Here is a 19,365-nt window from a genome sequence, read left to right as displayed (position 1 = left end):
ACCCGTATGCGTGTCGTCATCGTCACCGAATCCTTCCCTCCCGACGTCAACGGTGTGGCGCACTGCGCCCTGCAGACCGCGCGCCACCTCGTCCGGCGGGGGCACACCCCGCTCGTCATCGCCCCCGCCGTCGCCGACCCGGCCGCGGACGCCGACGCCCCCTGCGCCGTCGTCCGGGCGCCCTCCCTCCCCCTGCCCGGCTACCCGCAGGTACGCGTCGCCCTGCCCAGCCGCCGGGTCGCCGCGGCCATCGCCGCCCACCGCGCCGACCTCGTCCACCTCGCCGGGCCGTTCGTCCTCGGCGTGCGCGGGATGACCGTCGCCGCCCGGCTCGGCATACCCGCCGTCGCCGTCTACCAGACCGACCTCGCCGGCTACGCGCGCACGTACGTCGGGACCGGCGAGGGCGCCACCTGGCGCCGCCTCCGCGCCGTGCACGGCGCCGCCGACCGCACCCTCGCCCCCTCCTCGGCCGCCGTGCGCGACCTGGAGGCCCACGGCATCGGCCGCATCCGGCTCTGGGGACGCGGAGTGGACACCGCCCGCTTCCGCCCCGGACTGCGCGACACCGCCCTGCGCCGGGAGCTCGCCCCCGACGGGGAACTCCTCGTCGGCTACGTGGGCCGCCTGGCGCCCGAGAAGCGGGTGGACCTGCTCGCCGGAGCCTGCGCGCTCCCCGGCGTCCGGGTCGTGGTCGTCGGCGACGGACCCAGCGGGCCCGCCCTGCGCGCCGCCCTGCCGGGCGCCCGCTTCCTGGGCCGCCGCACCGGCGACGACCTCGCCCGGATCTTCGCCTCGCTCGACGTGTTCGTCCACACCGGCCCGTACGAGACGTTCTGCCAGACCGTCCAGGAGGCCATGGCGAGCGGGGTCCCCGTCGTCGCCCCGGCCGCCGGCGGACCCCTGGACCTGGTCGACCACGGCCGCACCGGGCTCCTCGTATCCCCGGACGATCCGGACGCCCTGCGCGAGGCCGTCGCCGCGCTCGCCGCCTCGCCCGACACGCGCGCCGCCCACGGCCGGGCCGGACGGGCCGCCGTCGAGGGCCGCACCTGGGAGGCGCTCGGCGACGAGCTGATCGGCCACTACCTGGAGGTGCTGCGCGAGCGGACGGCGGTGGCGGCATGAGCGGCACCCGTACGGGAGACGGCACCGGACTCCGGATCGTGCGGCTCGCGAACTTCGTGACCCCCACGTCCGGCGGCCTGCGCACCGCCCTCGACCAGCTCGGCCGCGGCTACCTGGCCGCGGGACACGAGCCCGTCCTCGTCGTCCCCGGCGACACCGCGGGCGACCGCCGCACCGAGCAGGGCCGGGTCGTCACCCTCCCCGGCCCCGTGCTGCCCGGCACCGGCGGCTACCGGGTCCTCGCCGACCGGCGCCGGGTCCGCCGGCTCCTCGACGAACTCGCCCCCGACCGGATCGAGGTCTCGGACCGCACCACGCTGCGGTGGACGGGGGAGTGGGCACGACGCGCGCGCGTGCCGTCGGTCATGGTCTCCCACGAGACCGCGGACGGGGTGCTGCGCACCTGGGGCGTGCCGCCCGCCCTCGCGGCCGGAGCCGCGGACCGGCTCAACCGCCGCACCGCGTGGACCTTCGCTCGGATCGTGTGCACGACGGAGTGGGCCGAGCGCGAGTTCGTACGGATCGGGGCGCGCAACGTCGTACGGGCCCCGCTCGGCGTGGACCTGGACCGCTGCCGGCCCGGTCGCCGCGGCGCCGTGCCGCGCGCCCGGTACGCCGGCGGGGAGCGGGTGCTGCTCCTGCTGTGCTCGCGCCTCTCGGTCGAGAAGCGGCCGGGCACGGCCCTGGACACCCTGGAGGAGCTGCGGGCCTCGGGGGTCGCGGCGGCGCTCGTGGTCGCGGGGGACGGGCCGCTGAGGGGCGCCCTGGAGCGGCGGGCGCGCGAGCGGCGGCTGCCCGTGCGGTTCCTCGGGCACGTGGCCGACCGTGAGGCCCTGGCGGACCTCCAGGCGGCGGCCGACGTGTGCCTGGCTCCGGGACCCGCCGAGACGTTCGGCCTCTCCGCCCTGGAGGCCCTGGCCTGCGGGACCCCCGTCGTGGTCAGCGCCTCCTCCGCCCTGCCCGAGGTCGTGGGAACGGCGGGGGCGTCCGCCGCCGGCACGCCGGCCGCCTTCGCCGACGGGGTACGGAGCCTCCTCGCGGTCCCGGAGGGCGTCCGCCGCCGGGCCGCACGCGCGCGTGCGGAGCTCTTCTCCTGGGACCGCGCCGTCACCGCCTTCCTCCACGCCCACGACGCCCTCCCGGAGGTTCGGCCGCGCGTCCCCGAGGAGGCCCGCCGATGACACCGAGGACGGCGGGGACGGGGACGGCGGGGACGAGGACGGCGGGGACGAGGACGGCGGGGACGAGGACGGCGGGGACGAGGACGGCCGCTCCACCCACCCCGAAGCAGGCCCCCGGGGTCCCGGAGGCCCTGGGCCCCGACACCCAGGAGGCCCTGCTCGCCGTGCCCGGAGACCCGGCGGCCCCGGGCACCGCCTCCGCGCGGCTTGCCGGGCCTGCCGGGGCCGGGCCCGCCGGGCTTGCCGCGCCCGCCGGGCCTGCCGGGCCTGCCGGGCTTGCCGAGGCCGGGCCTGCCGCGCCCTCCGCCTCCGCGCGGCACGCCGCGCCCGAGCGCGCGCCCGTTCCGCCGGCCGCGCCCCGGGGCCCGGCCCCCCCGGTCCCCGAGGTGGAGGGCGGCGCCCCCGCCGAGGGCCCCGGAGCCGCGCCCCTGCGGTTCGCCGTCCTCGGCGACTCGCTCAGCGAGGGCGTCGGGGACCGGGTCGGCGGCGCCTGGCGCGGGTGGGCGACGCTGCTCGCCGAGGGACTCACGGCCGAGGGACTCAGGCCCGATGGGCTCAGGTCCGAGGGGCTCAGGTCCGAGGAGCTCGCGGCCAAGGGGCGCGGGGACGGGAAACAGGGGCCGGGGGCGCCGGGACGGGGCACGGCCTTCCTGAACCTCGCCGTCAGCGGCGCGCTCAGCGCGGACGTCGCCGACGTCCAGGCGCCCCGCGCCCTCGCGTTCCGGCCGCACCTCGCCTCCGTCGTCGTCGGCGTGAACGACACCCTGCGCCACACCTTCGACATCGCGCTCCTCGCCCGCCGCCTGGACCGGGTCTGCGCCGACCTCGACGCCGTCGGAGCCGTACTCCTGACGGCCTGTCTCCCCGACCCCGGCCGGATGCTCGGCCTGCCGCCGCCCCTGGCCCGCCCGCTCGCCCGCCGCCAGCGCTCCGTCAACGCCGTCGTGCACGCCCTGTCCGACCGGTACGGAGCCGTCCACCTGCACCTGGCCGACCCCGTCTGGACCGAGGACCGCACCCTGTGGAGCGCCGACCGGCTGCACCCCGGCGAGCGCGGCCACCGGGCCGTCGCCGCCGGCTTCCACCGGCTCCTCGCCGCGCGGGGACTCGCCCACGGCGCGCCGCCCTCGACGGAGCCCGACCGGCCGTCTCCGACCCGGGCCGAGGACCTGCTCCGGCTCGCCACCGCCGGCACGGGCTGGGTCCTGCGCCGTAGCCGCGACCTGCTCCCGCAGCTCCTCCTGCTCGCCGGCGCCGAACTGCGCCACTGGGCCGACGGCACCGGCACGGCGCCCCTCGACGCGCGCGCGGACGACGCCCTCACGGCCGCGCTCGCGGCCACAATGGGGAGATGAGCGGGCGCTGGGAGTTCTGGATCGACCGGGGCGGCACCTTCACCGACGTCGTCGGGCGACGGCCCGACGGCCGGCTCGTCAGCCGCAAGGTGCTCTCCCACGACCCCGCCCGCCGGCAGGACGCGGCCGTCGCCGGCGTCCGCCTCCTCCTCGGCCTGGACCCCGGCGAACCCGTCCCCGCCGACCGCGTCGCCGTGGTCAAGATGGGCACCACCGTCGCCACCAACGCCCTCCTGGAGCGGCGCGGCGAGCCGACCGTGCTGCTCATCACCGAGGGCTTCCGCGACGCGCTCCGCATCGCCTACCAGAACCGGCCCCGGCTCTTCGACCGGCACATCGTGCTGCCCGAGGCGGTGTACGCGCGCGTGGTCGAGGTCCCCGAGCGGGTCGACGCGCACGGGAACCTCGTCCGCCCGCTGGACGAGGCCGCCGTCGCGGCGGCACTCGCCGCCGCGCACCGCGACGGCTTCCGCTCCGCCGCCGTCGTCCTGCTGCACGGCTACCGGCACCCCGAGCACGAGGTCCGGGTCGCGGCGGCGGCCCGCGCCGCCGGCTTCACACAGATCAGCTGCTCGCACGAGGTCAGCCCGCTCATCAAACTGGTCCCGCGCGGGGACACCACCGTCGTCGACGCCTACCTCTCGCCGATCCTGCGCCGGTACGTCGACGAGGTCGCCCGCGAACTCGCCGGAATCCGCCTCATGTTCATGCAGTCCAACGGAGGACTCCGCGAGGCGGCCCACTTCCGCGGCAAGGACGCCGTCCTGTCGGGCCCGGCGGGCGGCGTCGTCGGCATGGCCCGCACCTCGGCGCAGGCGGGGCACGACCGCGTCATCGGCTTCGACATGGGCGGCACCTCCACCGACGTGTCGCACTACGCCGGCGCCTTCGAGCGTGAACTCGGCACCCAGGTCGCCGGGGTGCGGATGCGGGCGCCCATGATGAGCATCCACACCGTCGCGGCGGGCGGCGGCTCCGTCCTCCACTACGACGGGCGCCGCTACCGGGTCGGCCCCGACTCGGCCGGCGCCGTCCCCGGCCCCGCCTGCTACCGCCGCGGCGGACCCCTGACGGTCACCGACGCCAACGTCATGCTCGGGCGCGTCCAGCCCGACCACTTCCCCGCCGTCTTCGGCGAGACCGGCGACCGCCCGCTCGACGCGGAGGTCGTACGGGAGCGGTTCACCGCCCTCGCCGAGGAGGTCGGCGGCGGCCGCACCCCCGAGGAGGTCGCCGCGGGCTTCCTGGAGATCGCCGTCCTCGGCATGGCCAACGCCGTCAAGAAGATCTCCGTGGAGCGCGGCCACGACGTCACCCGGTACGCCCTCACCAGCTTCGGCGGCGCCGGCGGCCAGCACGCCTGCGCCGTCGCCGACGCCCTGGGCGTCGACACCGTCCTCGTACCCCCGCTGGCGGGAGTGCTCTCGGCGTACGGGATCGGGCTCGCCGACGCCACCGCGATGCGGGAGCGGTCCGTCGAGGCCGAGCTCGACGCCCCCGGCACCCACGCGCGCGTGACCGCGCTCTGCGCCGAACTCGCCGACCGCACCCGCGAGGAGCTCCGCGCCGACGGACTGCCGGACGAGGCGATCACCACGCACGCACGCGTGCTCCTGCGGTACGCGGGCACGGACGCGAGCCTCCCCGTCGACCTCGCACCGCCCGACGGGCTGAGAATCGCGTTCACGGACGTCCACCGGGCGCGGTACGCCTTCACCCTGGACCGGCCGCTCGTCGTCGAGGCCGTCACCGTCGAAGCCGTCGGAAGCGCCGGTCCGCACGGGCCGGTCCTCGTCGACGCCACGGAGCGGAACGGCCCCCTCGCTCCCGTGGCCACCGTCCGGATGCACAGCGCCGGCATCCCCCACGACGCCCCGCTCCACCGGCGCGAGGACCTGCGGCCGGGCGACGCCGTCGACGGGCCCGCGATCCTCGCCGAGGCCGACGCCACGACCGTCGTCGACACCGGCTGGCGGGCCACCGCGACCGACGGCGGCCACCTCCTGCTGCGCCGCGTCTCCCCCCGCCCCGCGCGCGTGGCCGCCGGCACCGACGTGGACCCCGTCCTCCTGGAGGTCTTCAACAACCTGTTCATGTCCATTGCCGAGCAGATGGGCGTCCGCCTGGAGAACACCGCCCAGTCGGTCAACATCAAGGAACGCCTCGACTTCTCCTGCGCCCTCTTCGACGCCGAGGGCAACCTGATCGCCAACGCGCCCCACATCCCCGTCCACCTCGGCTCCATGGGGGAGTCCATCAAGGAGGTGCTCCGCCGGCGCGGGGACGACCTGCGCCCCGGCGACGTGTACGCGATCAACGATCCGTACCACGGCGGCACCCACCTCCCCGACGTCACCGTCGTGACACCGGTGTTCGACGACGCGGGGGACGAACTCCGCTTCCTCGTCGCCTCCCGGGGGCACCACGCCGAGATCGGCGGCATCACCCCCGGCTCCATGCCCGCCTTCAGCCGGACCGTCGACGAGGAGGGCGTCCTCTTCGACAACTGGCTGCTGGTGCGCGACGGGCGCCTCCGCGAGACCGAGACCCGCGCCCTGCTCACCGGCGCCCACCACCCTTCCCGCGACCCGGACACCAACCTCGCCGACCTGCGCGCCCAGATCGCCGCCAACGAGAAGGGCATCGAGGAACTGCGCCGCACGGTCGAGGAGTTCGGGCTCGACGTCGTCCAGGCCTACATGCGGCACGTCCGCGCCAACGCCGAGGAGTCCGTACGGCGCATCGTCGCCCGCCTCCGGGACGGCGAGTACCGCTACGAGACCGACGGGGGAGCGGTGATCCGGGTCGCCGTCCGGATCGACCGCGAACGGCGCTCCGCGCTCGTCGACTTCACCGGCACCTCCGCCCAGCTGCCCGGGAACGCCAACGCGCCCACCGCCGTCGTCATGGCCGCCGTCCTGTACGTCTTCCGCACCCTGGTCGACGAGGACATCCCGCTCAACAGCGGCTGCCTGGAGCCCCTGGAGGTCCGCGTCCCGCCCGGCTCCATGCTCGCCCCCGTCCACCCGGCGGCCACCGTCGCGGGGAACGTCGAGACCTCCCAGGCCGTGACGGGCGCGCTCTACGCGGCCCTCGGCGTCCAGGCCGAGGGCTCCGGCACCATGAACAACGTCACCTTCGGCAACGCGCGCGTGCAGTACTACGAGACCGTCGCGAGCGGCTCGGGCGCGGGCGACGGCTTCGACGGCGCCGACGCCGTCCAGACCCACATGACCAACTCCCGCCTCACGGACCCCGAGATCCTGGAGTGGCGCCACCCCGTCCGGGTCGACGCCTTCGCGGTACGGGAGGACGGCGGCGGGCGCGGCCGATGGCGCGGCGGCCACGGCGTGGAGCGGCGCCTGCGCTTCCTGGAACCGATGACGGTGGCCCTCCTCACCGGCCACCGCAGGGTCCCGCCGTACGGGATGGCCGGAGGCGAGCCGGGCGCCCTCGGCGAGAACCTCGTGGAACGCGCCGACGGCACCGTCGAGCACCTCGAAGGCGCCGCCACCACGGAGGTGGGCCCCGACGACGTCCTGGTCCTGCGCACCCCCGGCGGCGGGGGCTACGGCCCGCCGCCCCTCTGAGGGCGTCCAGTGGTCACCCCACCGGCACGAACCGCACCGGTGTCCCCGGAACCGCCTGCGCCGCCGCGCCCAGGTCGGCCTCCCGCACCACCGCGACCACCGGATAGCCCCCGGTCGTCGGATGGTCCGCCAGGAACACCACCGGGCGCCCGTCCGGCGGCACCTGCACCGCGCCCAGGACCATGCCCTCGCTCGGCAGCTCGCCCGGCCGGGTCCGTTCCAGGGCCGGGCCCTCCAGACGCAGACCGATCCGGTTGCTCGCCGGAGAGACCCGGTACGCGCGCGTGGAGAAGGTCCGCAGCGCCTCGGCGGTGAACCAGTCGTCGCGGGGGCCGAGCCGGACGCGCAGGACGAGCTCCGCCGCCGGGCCCGGCCACGGCGGGACGTCGACCGGCCGCCGTACGCCCGTGTCCGCCCCCAGCGGCAGCACCGTCCCCTCCGCGAGCGGCGCGGGCCCGAGGCCCGACAGCAGGTCGGCGGAGCGGCTGCCGAGCACCGGCTCGACGGCGATCCCGCCGCCGAACGCCACGTACGAACGCAGTCCGCGCACGGCCGCGCCCACCTCCAGGACCGACCCGGCGCCGACCCGGACCGTCGTCCCCCAGGCGGCCGGACGGCCGTCCACCCGGACCGGGCACGGCGCGCCGCCCACCGCCACGGTCACCGCGCACCGGGGCCGCAGCGCGCACCCGTCGACGGTGGTCTCCAGGACCGCCGCGCCCTCCGGGTTGCCGACGAGCCGGTTGACGAGGCGTGCGGCCGCCGGGGCGAGGGCGCCCGAGCGGGGCACGCCGAGGTGCGCGTACCCCGTTCGCCCCAGGTCCTGGACGGTGGTCAGCGCCCCGGCCCGGACCACGGCGACGGCCCGGTCGTTCATCGCCCGTCCCCCGCCGTGAACCGGACCCGGGTGCCGGGCGCGAGCAGCGCGGCCGGGTCCCGCCCGGAGTCCCACAGCACCACGTCCGTGGTGCCGATCAGCTGCCAGCCGCCGGGGGAGGAGCGCGGGTACACCCCCGTGTACGGGCCGGCCAGGGCGACCGACCCGGCCGGAACGGCCGTCCGCGGGGTGGCCCGGCGGGGCACCCCGTACCGCTCGCCGAGGCCGGTCAGATAGCCGAAGCCGGGCGCGAACCCGCAGAAGGCGACCCGGAACTCGGCCGCCGTGTGGATCCGCACCGCCGCCTCCACGGACACTCCCCAGAGCGCGGCGACCTCCGGCAGGTCGGGCCCGTCGTAGCGCACCGGCACCTCGACGGCCGCGCCCACGCGCGCGTGGAGCGGCGCCGGCTCCCAGCCGGCCAGTTCGGCCGCGAGCCGCTCCGGATCGTCCACCCCGTCGAGGAGCACCGTCCGTGCCGCCGGCACGATCTCCCGTACGGCGGGCAGCGCGCCGGCCGCCCGCCGCCGCAGCAGCTCGGCGTGGAAGGCCTCGGTCGCGTCGCCGCCCTCCAGCTCCACCAGGAGGGCCCGTTCGCCCGCCCTCAGCACCCTCACGCGAAGGCCTCCACGCGCACGCCGGAGGCTTCGAGCCGCTCCCGGACCCGTCGGGCGAGGTCCACGGCGCCCGGGGTGTCCCCGTGCAGGCAGAGCGACCGGGCCCGCACGGCGACGGAGTTTCCGCAGTGTGCCGTGACGACCCCGGACCGGGCCATGGACACCGACCGCTCGACGACCTCGTCCGGATCCGTGACGACGGCTCCCTCCCGCCCCCGTGGCAGCAGGGAGCCGTCCGCCCGGTAGGCCCGGTCGCCGAAGGCCTCGGCGACGACCGGCAGTCCGGCCGCCGCGGCGGCCTCGTGCAGCCGGGAGCCCGGCAGCCCGAGGACCGGCAGCGTCCGGCCCGCGAGCAGCACGCCGTCGACGACCGCCGCCGCCTGCTCCGCGTCCCGGACCACCCGGTTGTAGAGCGCCCCGTGCGGCTTCACGTACGAGACCCGCGAGCCCGCGGCCCGGGCGAAGACCTCCAGGGCGCCGATCTGGTACGCCACTTCGGCGGCCAGCTCCGCCGCCGGGACGTCCATCGCCCGCCGGCCGAAGCCGGCCAGGTCGCGGTAGGACACCTGGGCCCCGATCCGTACCCCGCGGGCCGCCGCGAGCTCGCAGACCCGCCGCATGGTGACCGCGTCCCCGGCGTGGAAGCCGCAGGCCACGTTGGCGCTGGTGACGACGGACAGGAGCTGCTCGTCGTCGGTCAGCGTCCAGCGGCCGAAGCCCTCGCCGAGGTCGGCGTTGAGATCGATCGGGACCGGGGTCATGGGGTGTTTCCTCTCTCACCTGGTGGTGCGGTGGTGGTCCGTGCGGGGGGACGTCATACGAGTTCCCTCCCGCGGGTCTCGGGGAGTCCGAACAGGGCGAGCACGGCCAGGCCGTGGCCGACGGCGCCGAAGACCGGCGCCCCGCCCACGCCCCGGCCCCCGGCGAGGAAGCCGACCAGGGTCGGGAAGACGGCTCCGGCGAGCGCGCAGCCGATCGCCGAGACGACGGGGGTGACGGTGGTCAGGAGGCCGGTCCGGCCCTTGCCGAGGCCGAAGTGGGCGGCGATCGCCACCATCGACAACGGCAGGGCGAGGAAGTCGTAGGGGTCCAGGGCGTATCCGCCGAACGCGCCGCCGAAGGCGCGCCGGCCGCGCGGCCCGAGGCCGCGCAGCCAGGCGAACGCGCCCGTGTCGTGGGGCCGTTCGCCCTGGGAGTGCTGCCGGGTCTGTGCCGTGCCCATCTGCACCTCGCAGGAGGAGGAGGCGTGCCCGAGAGACGTACCGGGGAACCGTGCGGTGCCGTCAAGGTAGAGGATTGTTCAACGATCCGACAAGAGGAGTGTTGTCGCTCCCCCGTTTCTGCGGTTGACTCGACCGTCCCGCGACCGACCCGGCCACGGGCGGACGGAAGGGGCGAGGCGCTGTGGACGTGAGCGGGACCGGCGGGCTGACGGACGACCGCATGCTGCTCGGGCGCACGAGCACGGCCGAGCGGGTCGCGGACATCCTGCGCACCCGGATCGCGGAGGGCTACTTCCCGCCCGGCTCCCGGCTCTCCGAGGAGAGCATCGGCGGCGCCCTCGGCGTGTCCCGCAACACGCTCCGCGAGGCCTTCCGGCTCCTCACCCACGAACGCCTGCTCGTCCACGAGCTCAACCGGGGCGTCTTCGTCCGCGTCCTGGCCGTGGGTGACGTGGACGACATCTACCGCACCCGGCGGCTCGTCGAGTGCGCCGTCGTACGGGGCCTGGGGCAGCCGCCGTTCCCCGTCGAAGCCCTCGCCGCCGCCGTCGCCGAGGGCGAGGCCGCGGCCCGCGCCGACGACTGGGCGGGCGTCTCCACGGCCAACATCCACTTCCACCGCGAACTCGTCGCCCTCGCCGGGAGCGCCCGCACCGACGAGCTGATGCGCGGCGTCCTCGCCGAACTCCGCCTCGCCTTCCACGTCGTCGACGACCCGCGCGCCCTGCACGAGCCCTATCTCCGGAGGAACCGGGAGATTCTGGACGCCCTGCGCGCCGGTGAACGGGCCGCGGCGGAGCGGCTCCTCGCCCGCTACCTCGACGACTCCCGCGCCCGGGTCGCCGCCGCCTACGCCCGGGCCGTCGACGACCCGACGGGCCCCGCCGGCTGACGGCGGAGCCCGCGCGAGGCGCCGAGGGGCCGCGTATGGGACCACGAGGGGGCCGGTCGTATCTGCGCCGTTTCGACCGTTGTCAGGGTGAGGACCTAATCTGTGCACCGTGACTTCGCCTGCCTCGACGGACCTCGCTCCGCCCCAGCTCAGCGCGGGGCCGCGCCCCGCTCAGGGCCCGGCCGCCGACGAAGGGCTCGCGCGGCGGCTCCGCGCGCTCGCGTGCACCGCCCCGCTGCACGACCTCGACGCGCGCAAGGCGAACCTGGCCGGCGAGTACACGGTCTACGCGATGGCCGAGGTGGCCCTCGCCGCGATCGACCTCATCACGCTGAACATGGACTTCGACACCGGAGCCGACCACGAGCAGATCGTCGCCCGACTGCTGCCCCGCGTCGCCGCCCAGGCACCCACCCGCCCCGCCGCCGAGCACGAGCGCGTCGCCCGCTGGGTCCTGGAGAACCTGATCAACGTCGGCAGCGTCGACCGCGGCTTCCGCGCCGTCTACGGCACCTTCGGCACCGACGGCGTCTACGTCCGCCGCGACTACGACTTCAAGCTCATCGAAGAGGTCCCGGGCTACGGCGGCGGGGTCTACCTCCGCACCACCGACGAAGCGGTCAACGTCCTCGTCGGAGCCCTCGACACCGATGTCACCAGCGCCCAGATCGCCGCCGAGGTGAAGCTGGAGGTCCTCATCAACCGGGGCCGCCTGGCCGACGCCCAGCTCGCCGCCGAGCAGGCGCGCTACCGGACCGTGCAGTACGCCGAGACCCTCCGCAAGACCCTGGAGGCCACCCGGCGCAACGTCCGCGCCGTCGACTGGCTCCACACGGTCCCCGACATGATCGCCGAGGCGCTCGACCACGTGGCCGACCGCTACCGCCACGAGAACGCGATCCTCACCAACATCCGCAAGGCCCGCGACGAGGCCGAGGCCACGAACGACGCGAAGACCGCGGAGCACAAGCGGCGCGCCGCCGAGCTCGTCGACATAGTCAAGGACTGCATCCGCCGCCACACCCAGCTCCAGTCCCGCCTCCTCGAAGCCGGGCCCCTCTTCCGCGCCGAGCAGGACCGGCAGGCCTTCGCCGCCCCCACCGCGTACACCGGACTCGACCTGTACGGTCAGCTGGTCGCCCCCCTCCTGCCGCTCCCCGTCGAGCAGGCCACCCGCGTCACCGACGCCTTCTTCGCCCACGGCACCGGACTGCGCACCCCCGCCTCCGTCCGCCTCGGCGACCTCGTCGACCTGCTCCTCACCCCGCCCGTCGAGCGCGAGCACCTCGGCGCGGAGATGCCCGAGCCGGACCTCATCGCCACCCCCGACGACTCCCGCTTCAGCGAGGAGCAGCTCGCGAGCGCCATGCGCCTGCTCGACCTGGAGCACGACGCCCCGCGCCGCCTCTCCGGCCTGCTCGCCGAGGCCCGCCGCCTCGACCCCGACCTTCCGTACCTCGTCGCCCTCCTCGCCGTCCACGCGGCGAGCCCCCCGGTCGGCACCGCCTACCGCCAGGGAGAGGAGCGCCTGCTCTTCGCCGTCGACGACGGCACCCCGCTCGACGACCCCGAGTTCGGCGGCGCCGACCTCATCGTCGGTACGGCGATGCTCGACGCGGCGGGCATGGCCGCGGACCGCACGGAGGCCTCGTGACCCTCGTCCCCCCGGCAACCTCCACCGACCCCGCTCCTCCCGGCGTCCCGGCGCCCGCCCCGGTGACGGACGCCGTTCCGGAACCGGCGACCGCGCCGGAGCCCACCGCCGTACGGGAGCGGGAGGCCGCACCGGAGCCGGAAACCGCACCCCGGTCGGAAACCGCACCCCGGTCGGAAACCGCACCCCGGTCGGAAACCGCCCGCGAGCCCGAGGCCGCACCTCGTCCTGAGACCGCGCCCCGCCCCGAAGCCGCACCGCGGCCGGAAGCGGCGCTCCGACCCGAGCCCGCGTCCGCACCGGCCACGGCCGGGGCCCCCGCGCCGGCTCCTGCCGAGGCCCCCGCCCCCGCGCCGGCCCCCGCCGGGGCCCCCGTGCCCGCCGGGCGGCCGCGGTTCGGGACCGTGTCGGTGCCGGAGCCGGCCCGCACCCCGCCCGCGCGGCGCCGGGACCTGCCGTCCGTGCGCGCCGTGCGGCTCACCGACGAGCCGCCCGCGCCCGTCGACCGCCCGGGCCCCGCCGCACAGGCGTCCGTCACCCCCGTCCCGCTGCCCGTACCCCGACCCGCCCCCCGCGCCGTACCGACCGAGAGCCGTACCGAGGAGCCCCAGCCGTGAGCGAAACCCACGCCGAGTACACCGACGCGTGGAGCGAGCAGGAGCCCCCGCAGCCCCCGGCCGCGACCACCGCCTCCGCCGTCACCCCCGCGGACGCCGCCGACGCGGCCCGGCTCGTCTCCTTCGGCCTCCAGCCCAAGCTGCTCCCGGCCCGCGACGCCGAGTACACCGAGCTCCTGCGCCGCTACCGAGAGGACCCCGCCTTCGCGCGCCTCGCCGACGCCGTCGCCACCGGCCTCGGCCTCGTCGTCCTGGAGGTGTCCCCGCGCGCCGGCATGGCCGTCACCGCGGGCGAGGACTCCGTCTTCGCCGTCCGCATGGGCGACTACGCCCGCCGCGCCAACACGGACTCCGCCGACCGCTTCCTGCACGGCCTCGCCCACCTCGCGATCGCCGCCATGGCCTTCCCCCGGCCCGAGGACCTCGCCGACGACGCGTACATCGGCCGGCTCACCGTCAACGGCGTCGACGCCTTCGTGCGCCAGGCCTGCCTGCGCCTGGAGCAGCGCGCCGAGGAGCAGGGCGAGAACACCGACCCGGCCTCCGACGCCCCCGGCCTGGAGGCCGCCTGGCGGACCTACGCCCGCCGCAGCGCCACCGGAGCCACCAAGGACGCCCGCCGCCTCGCCGGTTCCACCACCGGCATCGTCGGCAAGGCCGCCGCCTTCCTCACCGACTCCGGCTTCCTCCAGCGCACCGGCGACGAGGGCGGCGGCTCCTACCGCACCACCGCCCGCTACCAGCTCCAGGTCCGCGACATGGCCGGCTCCGCCGCCATGGCCGAGCTCCTGGACCTCGGCGTCGTCCCCGTCAGCGACGGCTCCGCGACCCTCCTGCCGCCGCCCGAGGGCGACGACCTGGAGATCGCCGCCGACGCGGGACTGCCGTTCCATGCGTGACCGCCCCGCGTAACCGCCCCCGCGCCACCACCCCCTCCCAGTACGAGAGTCCGCCGCATGTACGAGCTGTCCCGGGTCCGCCTCTACTCCATCGGTCCCGCCGGTGCGCGCTACGCCGACACCGTCCTGGACCTGCGCGGAGTCGGCGCGCCCGTGCCCCACCCCGCCCCCACCCAGGCGGAGTTCTTCGAGGAGGAGCCGGTCGGCCCGCCGCGCCGCCCGGCCCCCGCGGGCGTGCTCTTCCTGGAGAACGGCGGCGGCAAGTCCGTCCTCCTCAAGCTGATCTTCTCGGTCATGCTTCCCGGCCACCGCAACACCCTCGGCGGCGCCAGCTCCGGCGTGCTGCGCAAGTTCCTCCTGGCCGACGACTGCGGCCACGTGGCCCTGGAGTGGCAGCACACCCTCACCGGCGAACTCGTCGTCGTCGGCAAGGCCAGCGAGTGGCGGGGCCGCCAGGTCTCCAACGACCCGCGGAAGTTCGCCGAGGCCTGGTACTCCTTCCGCCCCGGCCCCGGGCTCAGCCTGGACAACCTCCCCGTCGCCGAGGCGACCTCCGTCCGCCCGCCCGTCGAGGGCGCCTCCGGCGCCACCGGCCGCCGCCGCACCATGAAGGGCTTCCGCGACGCGCTCACCGAGGCCGGGAAGGCGTACCCGCACCTGGAGGTCGTCTGGGAGGAGATCCACGACCGCTGGAACGAGCACCTCGGCGACCTCGGCCTCGACCCCGAACTCTTCCGCTACCAGCGCGAGATGAACGCCGACGAGGGCGAGGCCGCCGGCCTCTTCGCGGTCAAGAAGGACTCCGACTTCACCGACCTGCTGCTGCGCGCCGTCACCGACACCCGCGACACCGACGGCCTCGCTGACCTCGTCGGCGGCTTCGGCAACAAGCTCGGCCGCCGCGCCGAACTGACCGCCGAGCGCGACTTCACGGCCGGCTCCGTCGACCTCCTCGGCCGGATCGTCGAGGCCGCCGGGACCCGTGCCCACGCGCGCGAGGTCCACGCGGGCGCCGAGCGCCGCACCCGCACGCTCGCCCGCAGGCTCTCCGCCCGCGCCGCCGAGGAACGCGGTCGCGCCGCCGAACTCGCCCAGCAGGTCACCTCGGCCGGGCACGCCGTCGCCGAGGCCGAGGCCGCCCGCGGCCGCAGCTCCCTCATCGCCGCCGAACTCGCCTACCGGCACGCCTCCCTGGCGCTGACCGCCGCCGAGAAGGGCGCCGCCGCCCAGCGCCGCGAACTCACCGACGCCCGCACCCTGCACTCCGCCTGGCAGGCGACCGAGGCGGTGCTGCGCCACCGGGCCGCCGGCGACCGCTCCGCGCGCGTGGCCGCCGCCATCCGCGAGGCCGAGCGCGACGCCGCCCCCGCCCTGGCCGCCCGCGCCAAGGCCGCCGCCGACCTCGTACGGGCCCTCGCCGCCGCCGCCGAGGAGGGCGAGCGCCACGCGGCCGAGGAGGAGGAGCGCTCCACCGCCCTCCAGGAGGCGAGCGAGACCGCCCACCGGGACGCCACCGCCGCCGCCACCGAGGCCCAGCGGGCCCGCAGCGAGGCCGGCCACCTGCGCCAGCGGCTCGCCGAGGTCGAGCAGGAGACCGCCGAGGCCGTCCGGGCCGGCTGGCTCGACGACACCGCCCCGGACGCCGACCCGGCCCGCGCCGCCCTCGCCGCGAGCGACGCCGAGAAGACGACGGTCGCCGCCTGGGACACGGCCCGCGAGGCCGCCCGCACCGCGGCCGAGCGCGCCCGGGAGGCCGCCGGCGCCGAGTCCCGCGCCGAACTCGCCGCCGCCCGCGCCGCGGACGCCGCCGAGGCCGCCGGGAACGCCTACGACGCGGAGCGCCGCGCCGCCGAGTCCCTCGCCTCCGAGGAGCGGCTCGCCGAACTCCTCAGCCTGCCGTCCTCCGGCTCCCCCCTCCCGGGCCAGCGCGCCGCCGGCTCCGGTTCCGGGGCCCCCGAGGAAGGCGCGGGCGCCGGGACCGGGCCCCAGGGCCCGCTCACCGTCACCGAGTTCGACCGGTACGCCGACGAGCTGCGCGGCCTGCTCGACCAGGCCGTCGCCTCCGCCGAGAGCCGGCTCTTCGAGCTGCGCACCGCCGCCGCCGACGACTCCCGCATCCTCGGCGCCCTCGGCGACGGCGGCCTGCTGCCGCCCGGCCCCGACGTCCTCGCCACCGTCGAGTACCTCGGCGAGCACGGCATCCCCGCCCTCCCCGGCTGGCGCTACCTCGCCCAGGCCGTCGACCCGGCCGACCACGCGCGCGTGCTCGCCGCCCGCCCCGAGCTCGTCGACGGCGTCGTGATCACCGACCCCGTCTCGTACGGACGCGCCCGCGAGGTCCTCGGCACCGCCGCCCTGCTGCCCCGCTCCGCCGTCGCCGTCGGCACCGCCGCCGCCCTGCTCGCGCCCGTACCCGCGCAGGAGGCGGCCGACGACACCGGCGTCTTCCTGGTGCCGCCGAACCCGGCCATGCACGACGAGCACGCCGCCGACGAGGAGCGGCACGCGCTGCGCGCCCGCGCCGCCGCCCGCGACGAGGAGATCCGCACCCTCGCCGGCCGCCTCGCCGGCGACCGCGCCCTCGCCTCGCGGATCGGCGCCTGGCGCGCCGACTGCCCCTTCGGGATGCTCGCCGAGCTCGCGTCCGTCGCCACCACCGCCCGCGAGACCGCCGAGGCCGCGGCCGCCGCCCTCGACGAGGCCCGCGCGGCCCGCACGGAGGCCGACGAGGCCGCCGCCGAGGCCGCCCGGCTCCGGGACGAGCGCCAGGAGGCCGCCCAGCGGGCCCGCCGGGCCGCCGACGCGCTCGCGGGTCTCGCGTTCCGGCTGCGCGAGCGGTCCGCCTGGCAGGCGAAGCTCCGCGAGCTCGCCGACGACGCCACCGAGGCCGAGGCCCGCGCCCAGACCTGCCTGGAGCGCGCCCGCGCCGCCGACGAGGACCGCCGCGCGGCCCAGCGCGCCGCCGACGACGCCCACCGCACCGCCCGCGCCCTGCGGGCCGAGCGCGCCGAGATCGCCGGCGCCCCCGAGAACCTCCCCGAGGAGGAGCCGGGCGCGCCCCGCGCCGCGCTGCCCACCCTCCGCGAGGCCTACCGCGCCGCCTCCCAGGTGTACGAGAAGGTCGGCGTCGGCGCCGACCTGCGCGCCGAGCAGGCCCGCGCCGAGAGCGACGAGTCCGCCGCCCTCGCCGAGCTCGACCGCCTCACCAACAAGGTCCGCACCCGCGCCGAACAGCTCCTGGAGTCCACCGACGGCGCCGACGGCCCGTCCCGGCAGGCGGCCGTCGCCCGTGCCGAGGCCCTGGTCCAGATGCTGGAGACCCGCGCCTCGGAGGCGAGCGAGAAGCTCGGCCGGCTCCGCGGCGAGGCCGAGCGGCTGGCCCCCGAGGACGGCGAGGCGCACACCGAGCTGCCCGAGGAGCTGGTGCCCGCCGACGCCGAGAAGGCCCAGGCCCTGCTCCGTACCGCGACCACTGAACTCGCTTCCCGCACCGACGCCCTGGAGGCGGCGCGGGCCGCCCACGCCCGGCTGCTCCGGGACCACCGGGCCGCCGAGGACGCGGCCGGCGGCTTCGACGAGACGGCGGCCCTGCTGCGCGACCTGCTCCGCGACCACGCGGACGAGGAGCGGGAGGAGACCGAGCCGTACCCGGGCAGCCTGGAGGAGGCCCGCACGACGGCCGCCGAGGCGCGCCGCGCCCTGCGCGCCTGCACCGCCGAGCTGTCCGCCGCCGACGCCGCCGTGCGCGAGGCGAGCGACATCCTCGTCCGGCACGCCAACTCCACCCGCTACGAGCAGGTCCGCACCCCCGCCCGCCAGCAGATCCGCGAACTGCCGGCGTCCGCGCTGCCCGAGCACGCCGCCAAGTGGGCCGAGGCCTTCGCGCCCCGGCTGCGGGTCCTCACCGACGAGCTGGAGCAGCTGGAGCGCAACCGGGACTCGATCGTGGACCGGCTGCGGGGCCTCGTGGAGTCCTCGCTCGCGACGCTCCGCTCCGCCCAGCGGCTCTCCCGGCTCCCCGAGGGCCTGGGCGAGTGGTCGGGCCAGGAGTTCCTCCGCATCCGCTTCGAGGAGCCCGACCAGGCCACGCTCGCCGAGCGGCTCGGCGAGGTCGTCGACGAGGCGACCCGCGCCGCCGTCAAGAAGAACTCCGACCTGCGGCGCGACGGCATGTCGCTGCTCCTCAGGGGCGTCCAGGCGGCGCTCGAACCCAAGGGCGTCTCGGTCGAGATCCTCAAGCCGGACGCGGTGCTGCGCGCCGAGCGCGTCCCCGTCGGGCAGATGGGCGACGTCTTCTCCGGCGGCCAGCTGCTCACCGCGGCCATCGCCCTGTACTGCACGATGGCGGCGCTCCGCTCCAACGACCGGGGCCGCGACAAGCACCGGCACGCGGGCACGCTGTTCCTCGACAACCCGATCGGCCGCGCCAACGCCACGTACCTCCTGGAGCTCCAGCGGGCCGTGTCGGACGCGCTGGGCGTCCAGCTCCTCTACACGACGGGCCTGTTCGACACGACCGCGCTCGCCGAGTTCCCGCTGGTGATCCGGCTGCGCAACGACGCGGACCTGCGGGCCGGACTGAAGTACATCAGCGTGGAGGAGCACCTGCGCCCCGGGCTGCCGCAGCCTGCCGCGGAGGGGGAGACGATCCACGGCGAGATCACGGCGACGCGGATGTTCCGCCGCCACCAGTCCGACGACGCGGCTCCGGCGGACGCGGCTCGGGCGGACGCGGCTCCGGCTCCGGTGGACTCGGTTCCGGGGGGCGGGGCCTAGTCCCCGGTCGTACGACGACGGAGCGGCCCGGCCCCCCGCGGGGGGCCGGGCCGCTCCGTCGTCCCAGCCGTTCCGGCGTCCTTCACGCCGCTTCGGACAGCGGCGCCGTCTCCGTCCGGTCCTCGCCGCGCCGCGCCCGGATCGGAGGGCGGGCCGTGCTGCTCGGCTCCGACACCACGCCGTTGCGCTGGAGCCACACCTGACGGGTGATCCAGACGTCGAGAACGCTCCAGGTGGCCACCACCGTCGACGCCACCGCGGTGACGGTCACCGGGAACGCCGGCCACGCGCCCGCGACCGTGCAGAGGAAGGCCACCACGGCCTGAATGAGTGTCACCGACGTGATCATCACGGCCCGCACGGCGGCGTTGCGCACCGGATCGGGCATCCGCCGTCGGCCTCGCTCCTCCTCCACCCACAACTGCCGCGCCGACCGCGCCTCGTGTTCCATTGTCCCGTCACTCCCCACCACTGAACGACCTCAGGGACGGCTGCCCGCCTTGAGCGCCTTTACACGGAAGCGCCTTTACACGGACAGAAACCTCCCCGTACACAT

The 19,365-nt window shown here is 76.8% G+C and carries 13 protein-coding genes and 1 pseudogene; 9 read left to right on the top strand and 5 right to left on the bottom strand.

Features of this window, described 5'->3' with window-relative positions; genetic code table 11:
* Positions 1 to 6: 6 nt before the first annotated feature.
* The 4 genes from ACIGW4_RS25370 (at position 7) to ACIGW4_RS25355 (ending at position 7,254) form a co-directional block, all read left to right on the top strand.
* Positions 7 to 1,128: a glycosyltransferase family 4 protein gene (locus ACIGW4_RS25370; protein ID WP_399582989.1), complete on the top strand. Its 1,122-nt coding sequence runs from the start codon at positions 7 to 9 to the stop codon at positions 1,126 to 1,128.
* Entirely contained in the window at positions 1,125 to 2,309 is a 1,185-nt protein-coding gene (locus ACIGW4_RS25365; protein WP_399582987.1) for a glycosyltransferase, read from the top strand. Before ACIGW4_RS25370 ends, ACIGW4_RS25365 begins: the two co-directional genes overlap by 4 nt.
* 386 nt (positions 2,310 to 2,695) lie before the next feature.
* Positions 2,696 to 3,664: an SGNH/GDSL hydrolase family protein gene (locus ACIGW4_RS25360; protein WP_399583049.1), complete on the top strand. Its 969-nt coding sequence runs from the start codon at positions 2,696 to 2,698 to the stop codon at positions 3,662 to 3,664.
* Positions 3,661 to 7,254: a hydantoinase B/oxoprolinase family protein gene (locus ACIGW4_RS25355; RefSeq protein WP_399582985.1), complete on the top strand. Its 3,594-nt coding sequence runs from the start codon at positions 3,661 to 3,663 to the stop codon at positions 7,252 to 7,254. The genes ACIGW4_RS25360 and ACIGW4_RS25355 overlap by 4 nt, the downstream gene beginning before the upstream one ends.
* A 13-nt stretch (positions 7,255 to 7,267) precedes the next feature.
* Here ACIGW4_RS25355 and ACIGW4_RS25350 read toward each other — a convergent pair whose 3' ends face one another.
* The 4 genes and pseudogenes from ACIGW4_RS25350 to ACIGW4_RS25335 all read right to left on the bottom strand — a co-directional run.
* Entirely contained in the window at positions 7,268 to 8,131 is an 864-nt protein-coding gene (locus ACIGW4_RS25350) for a biotin-dependent carboxyltransferase family protein (protein WP_399582983.1), read from the bottom strand.
* On the bottom strand, positions 8,128 to 8,748 hold the full coding sequence (locus tag ACIGW4_RS25345; RefSeq protein ID WP_398712987.1) for an allophanate hydrolase subunit 1: 621 nt from the start codon (positions 8,746 to 8,748) through the stop codon (positions 8,128 to 8,130). Before ACIGW4_RS25345 ends, ACIGW4_RS25350 begins: the two co-directional genes overlap by 4 nt.
* A complete protein-coding gene (locus tag ACIGW4_RS25340) occupies positions 8,745 to 9,509 on the bottom strand; it encodes a LamB/YcsF family protein (RefSeq protein WP_399582982.1) in 765 nt (254 codons plus the stop codon). The genes ACIGW4_RS25345 and ACIGW4_RS25340 overlap by 4 nt, the downstream gene beginning before the upstream one ends.
* Positions 9,510 to 9,568: 59 nt before the next feature.
* Positions 9,569 to 9,970, bottom strand: a pseudogene (locus tag ACIGW4_RS25335) (MFS transporter); the annotation flags it as partial.
* A gap of 221 nt (positions 9,971 to 10,191) precedes the next feature.
* Between ACIGW4_RS25335 and ACIGW4_RS25330 the strand changes: the two are divergent.
* From ACIGW4_RS25330 to ACIGW4_RS25310, 5 genes are all read left to right on the top strand, one after another.
* Entirely contained in the window at positions 10,192 to 10,863 is a 672-nt protein-coding gene (locus tag ACIGW4_RS25330) for a GntR family transcriptional regulator (protein ID WP_399583048.1), read from the top strand.
* Between the two features lie 109 nt (positions 10,864 to 10,972).
* The gene (locus ACIGW4_RS25325) at positions 10,973 to 12,517 is read left to right on the top strand and encodes a hypothetical protein (RefSeq protein WP_399582981.1); all 1,545 of its coding nucleotides are present in this window, start codon (positions 10,973 to 10,975) and stop codon (positions 12,515 to 12,517) included.
* 404 nt (positions 12,518 to 12,921) lie between these two features.
* Positions 12,922 to 13,134, top strand: a complete 213-nt coding sequence (locus tag ACIGW4_RS25320; RefSeq protein WP_148086860.1) for a hypothetical protein — start codon at positions 12,922 to 12,924, stop codon at positions 13,132 to 13,134.
* Positions 13,131 to 14,033 (top strand): hypothetical protein, encoded by a 903-nt coding sequence (locus ACIGW4_RS25315; protein ID WP_359591964.1) that lies wholly within the window; start codon positions 13,131 to 13,133, stop codon positions 14,031 to 14,033. The genes ACIGW4_RS25320 and ACIGW4_RS25315 overlap by 4 nt, the downstream gene beginning before the upstream one ends.
* 57 nt (positions 14,034 to 14,090) lie before the next feature.
* Positions 14,091 to 18,809 carry a hypothetical protein gene (locus tag ACIGW4_RS25310; RefSeq protein ID WP_399582978.1) on the top strand — a complete coding sequence of 1,573 codons (4,719 nt, stop codon included), beginning with the start codon at positions 14,091 to 14,093 and terminating at the stop codon, positions 18,807 to 18,809.
* A gap of 82 nt (positions 18,810 to 18,891) precedes the next feature.
* Here ACIGW4_RS25310 and ACIGW4_RS25305 read toward each other — a convergent pair whose 3' ends face one another.
* A complete protein-coding gene (locus tag ACIGW4_RS25305; RefSeq protein ID WP_359591966.1) occupies positions 18,892 to 19,146 on the bottom strand; it encodes a hypothetical protein in 255 nt (84 codons plus the stop codon).
* Positions 19,147 to 19,365: the final 219 nt, after the last annotated feature.

Source organism: Streptomyces sp. NPDC053513, from assembly GCF_044544765.1.
GTDB lineage: Bacteria > Actinomycetota > Actinomycetes > Streptomycetales > Streptomycetaceae > Streptomyces > Streptomyces litmocidini.
Note: the sequence above shows the minus strand (reverse complement) of the source record. Positions and strands in the feature narration are given on the sequence as shown.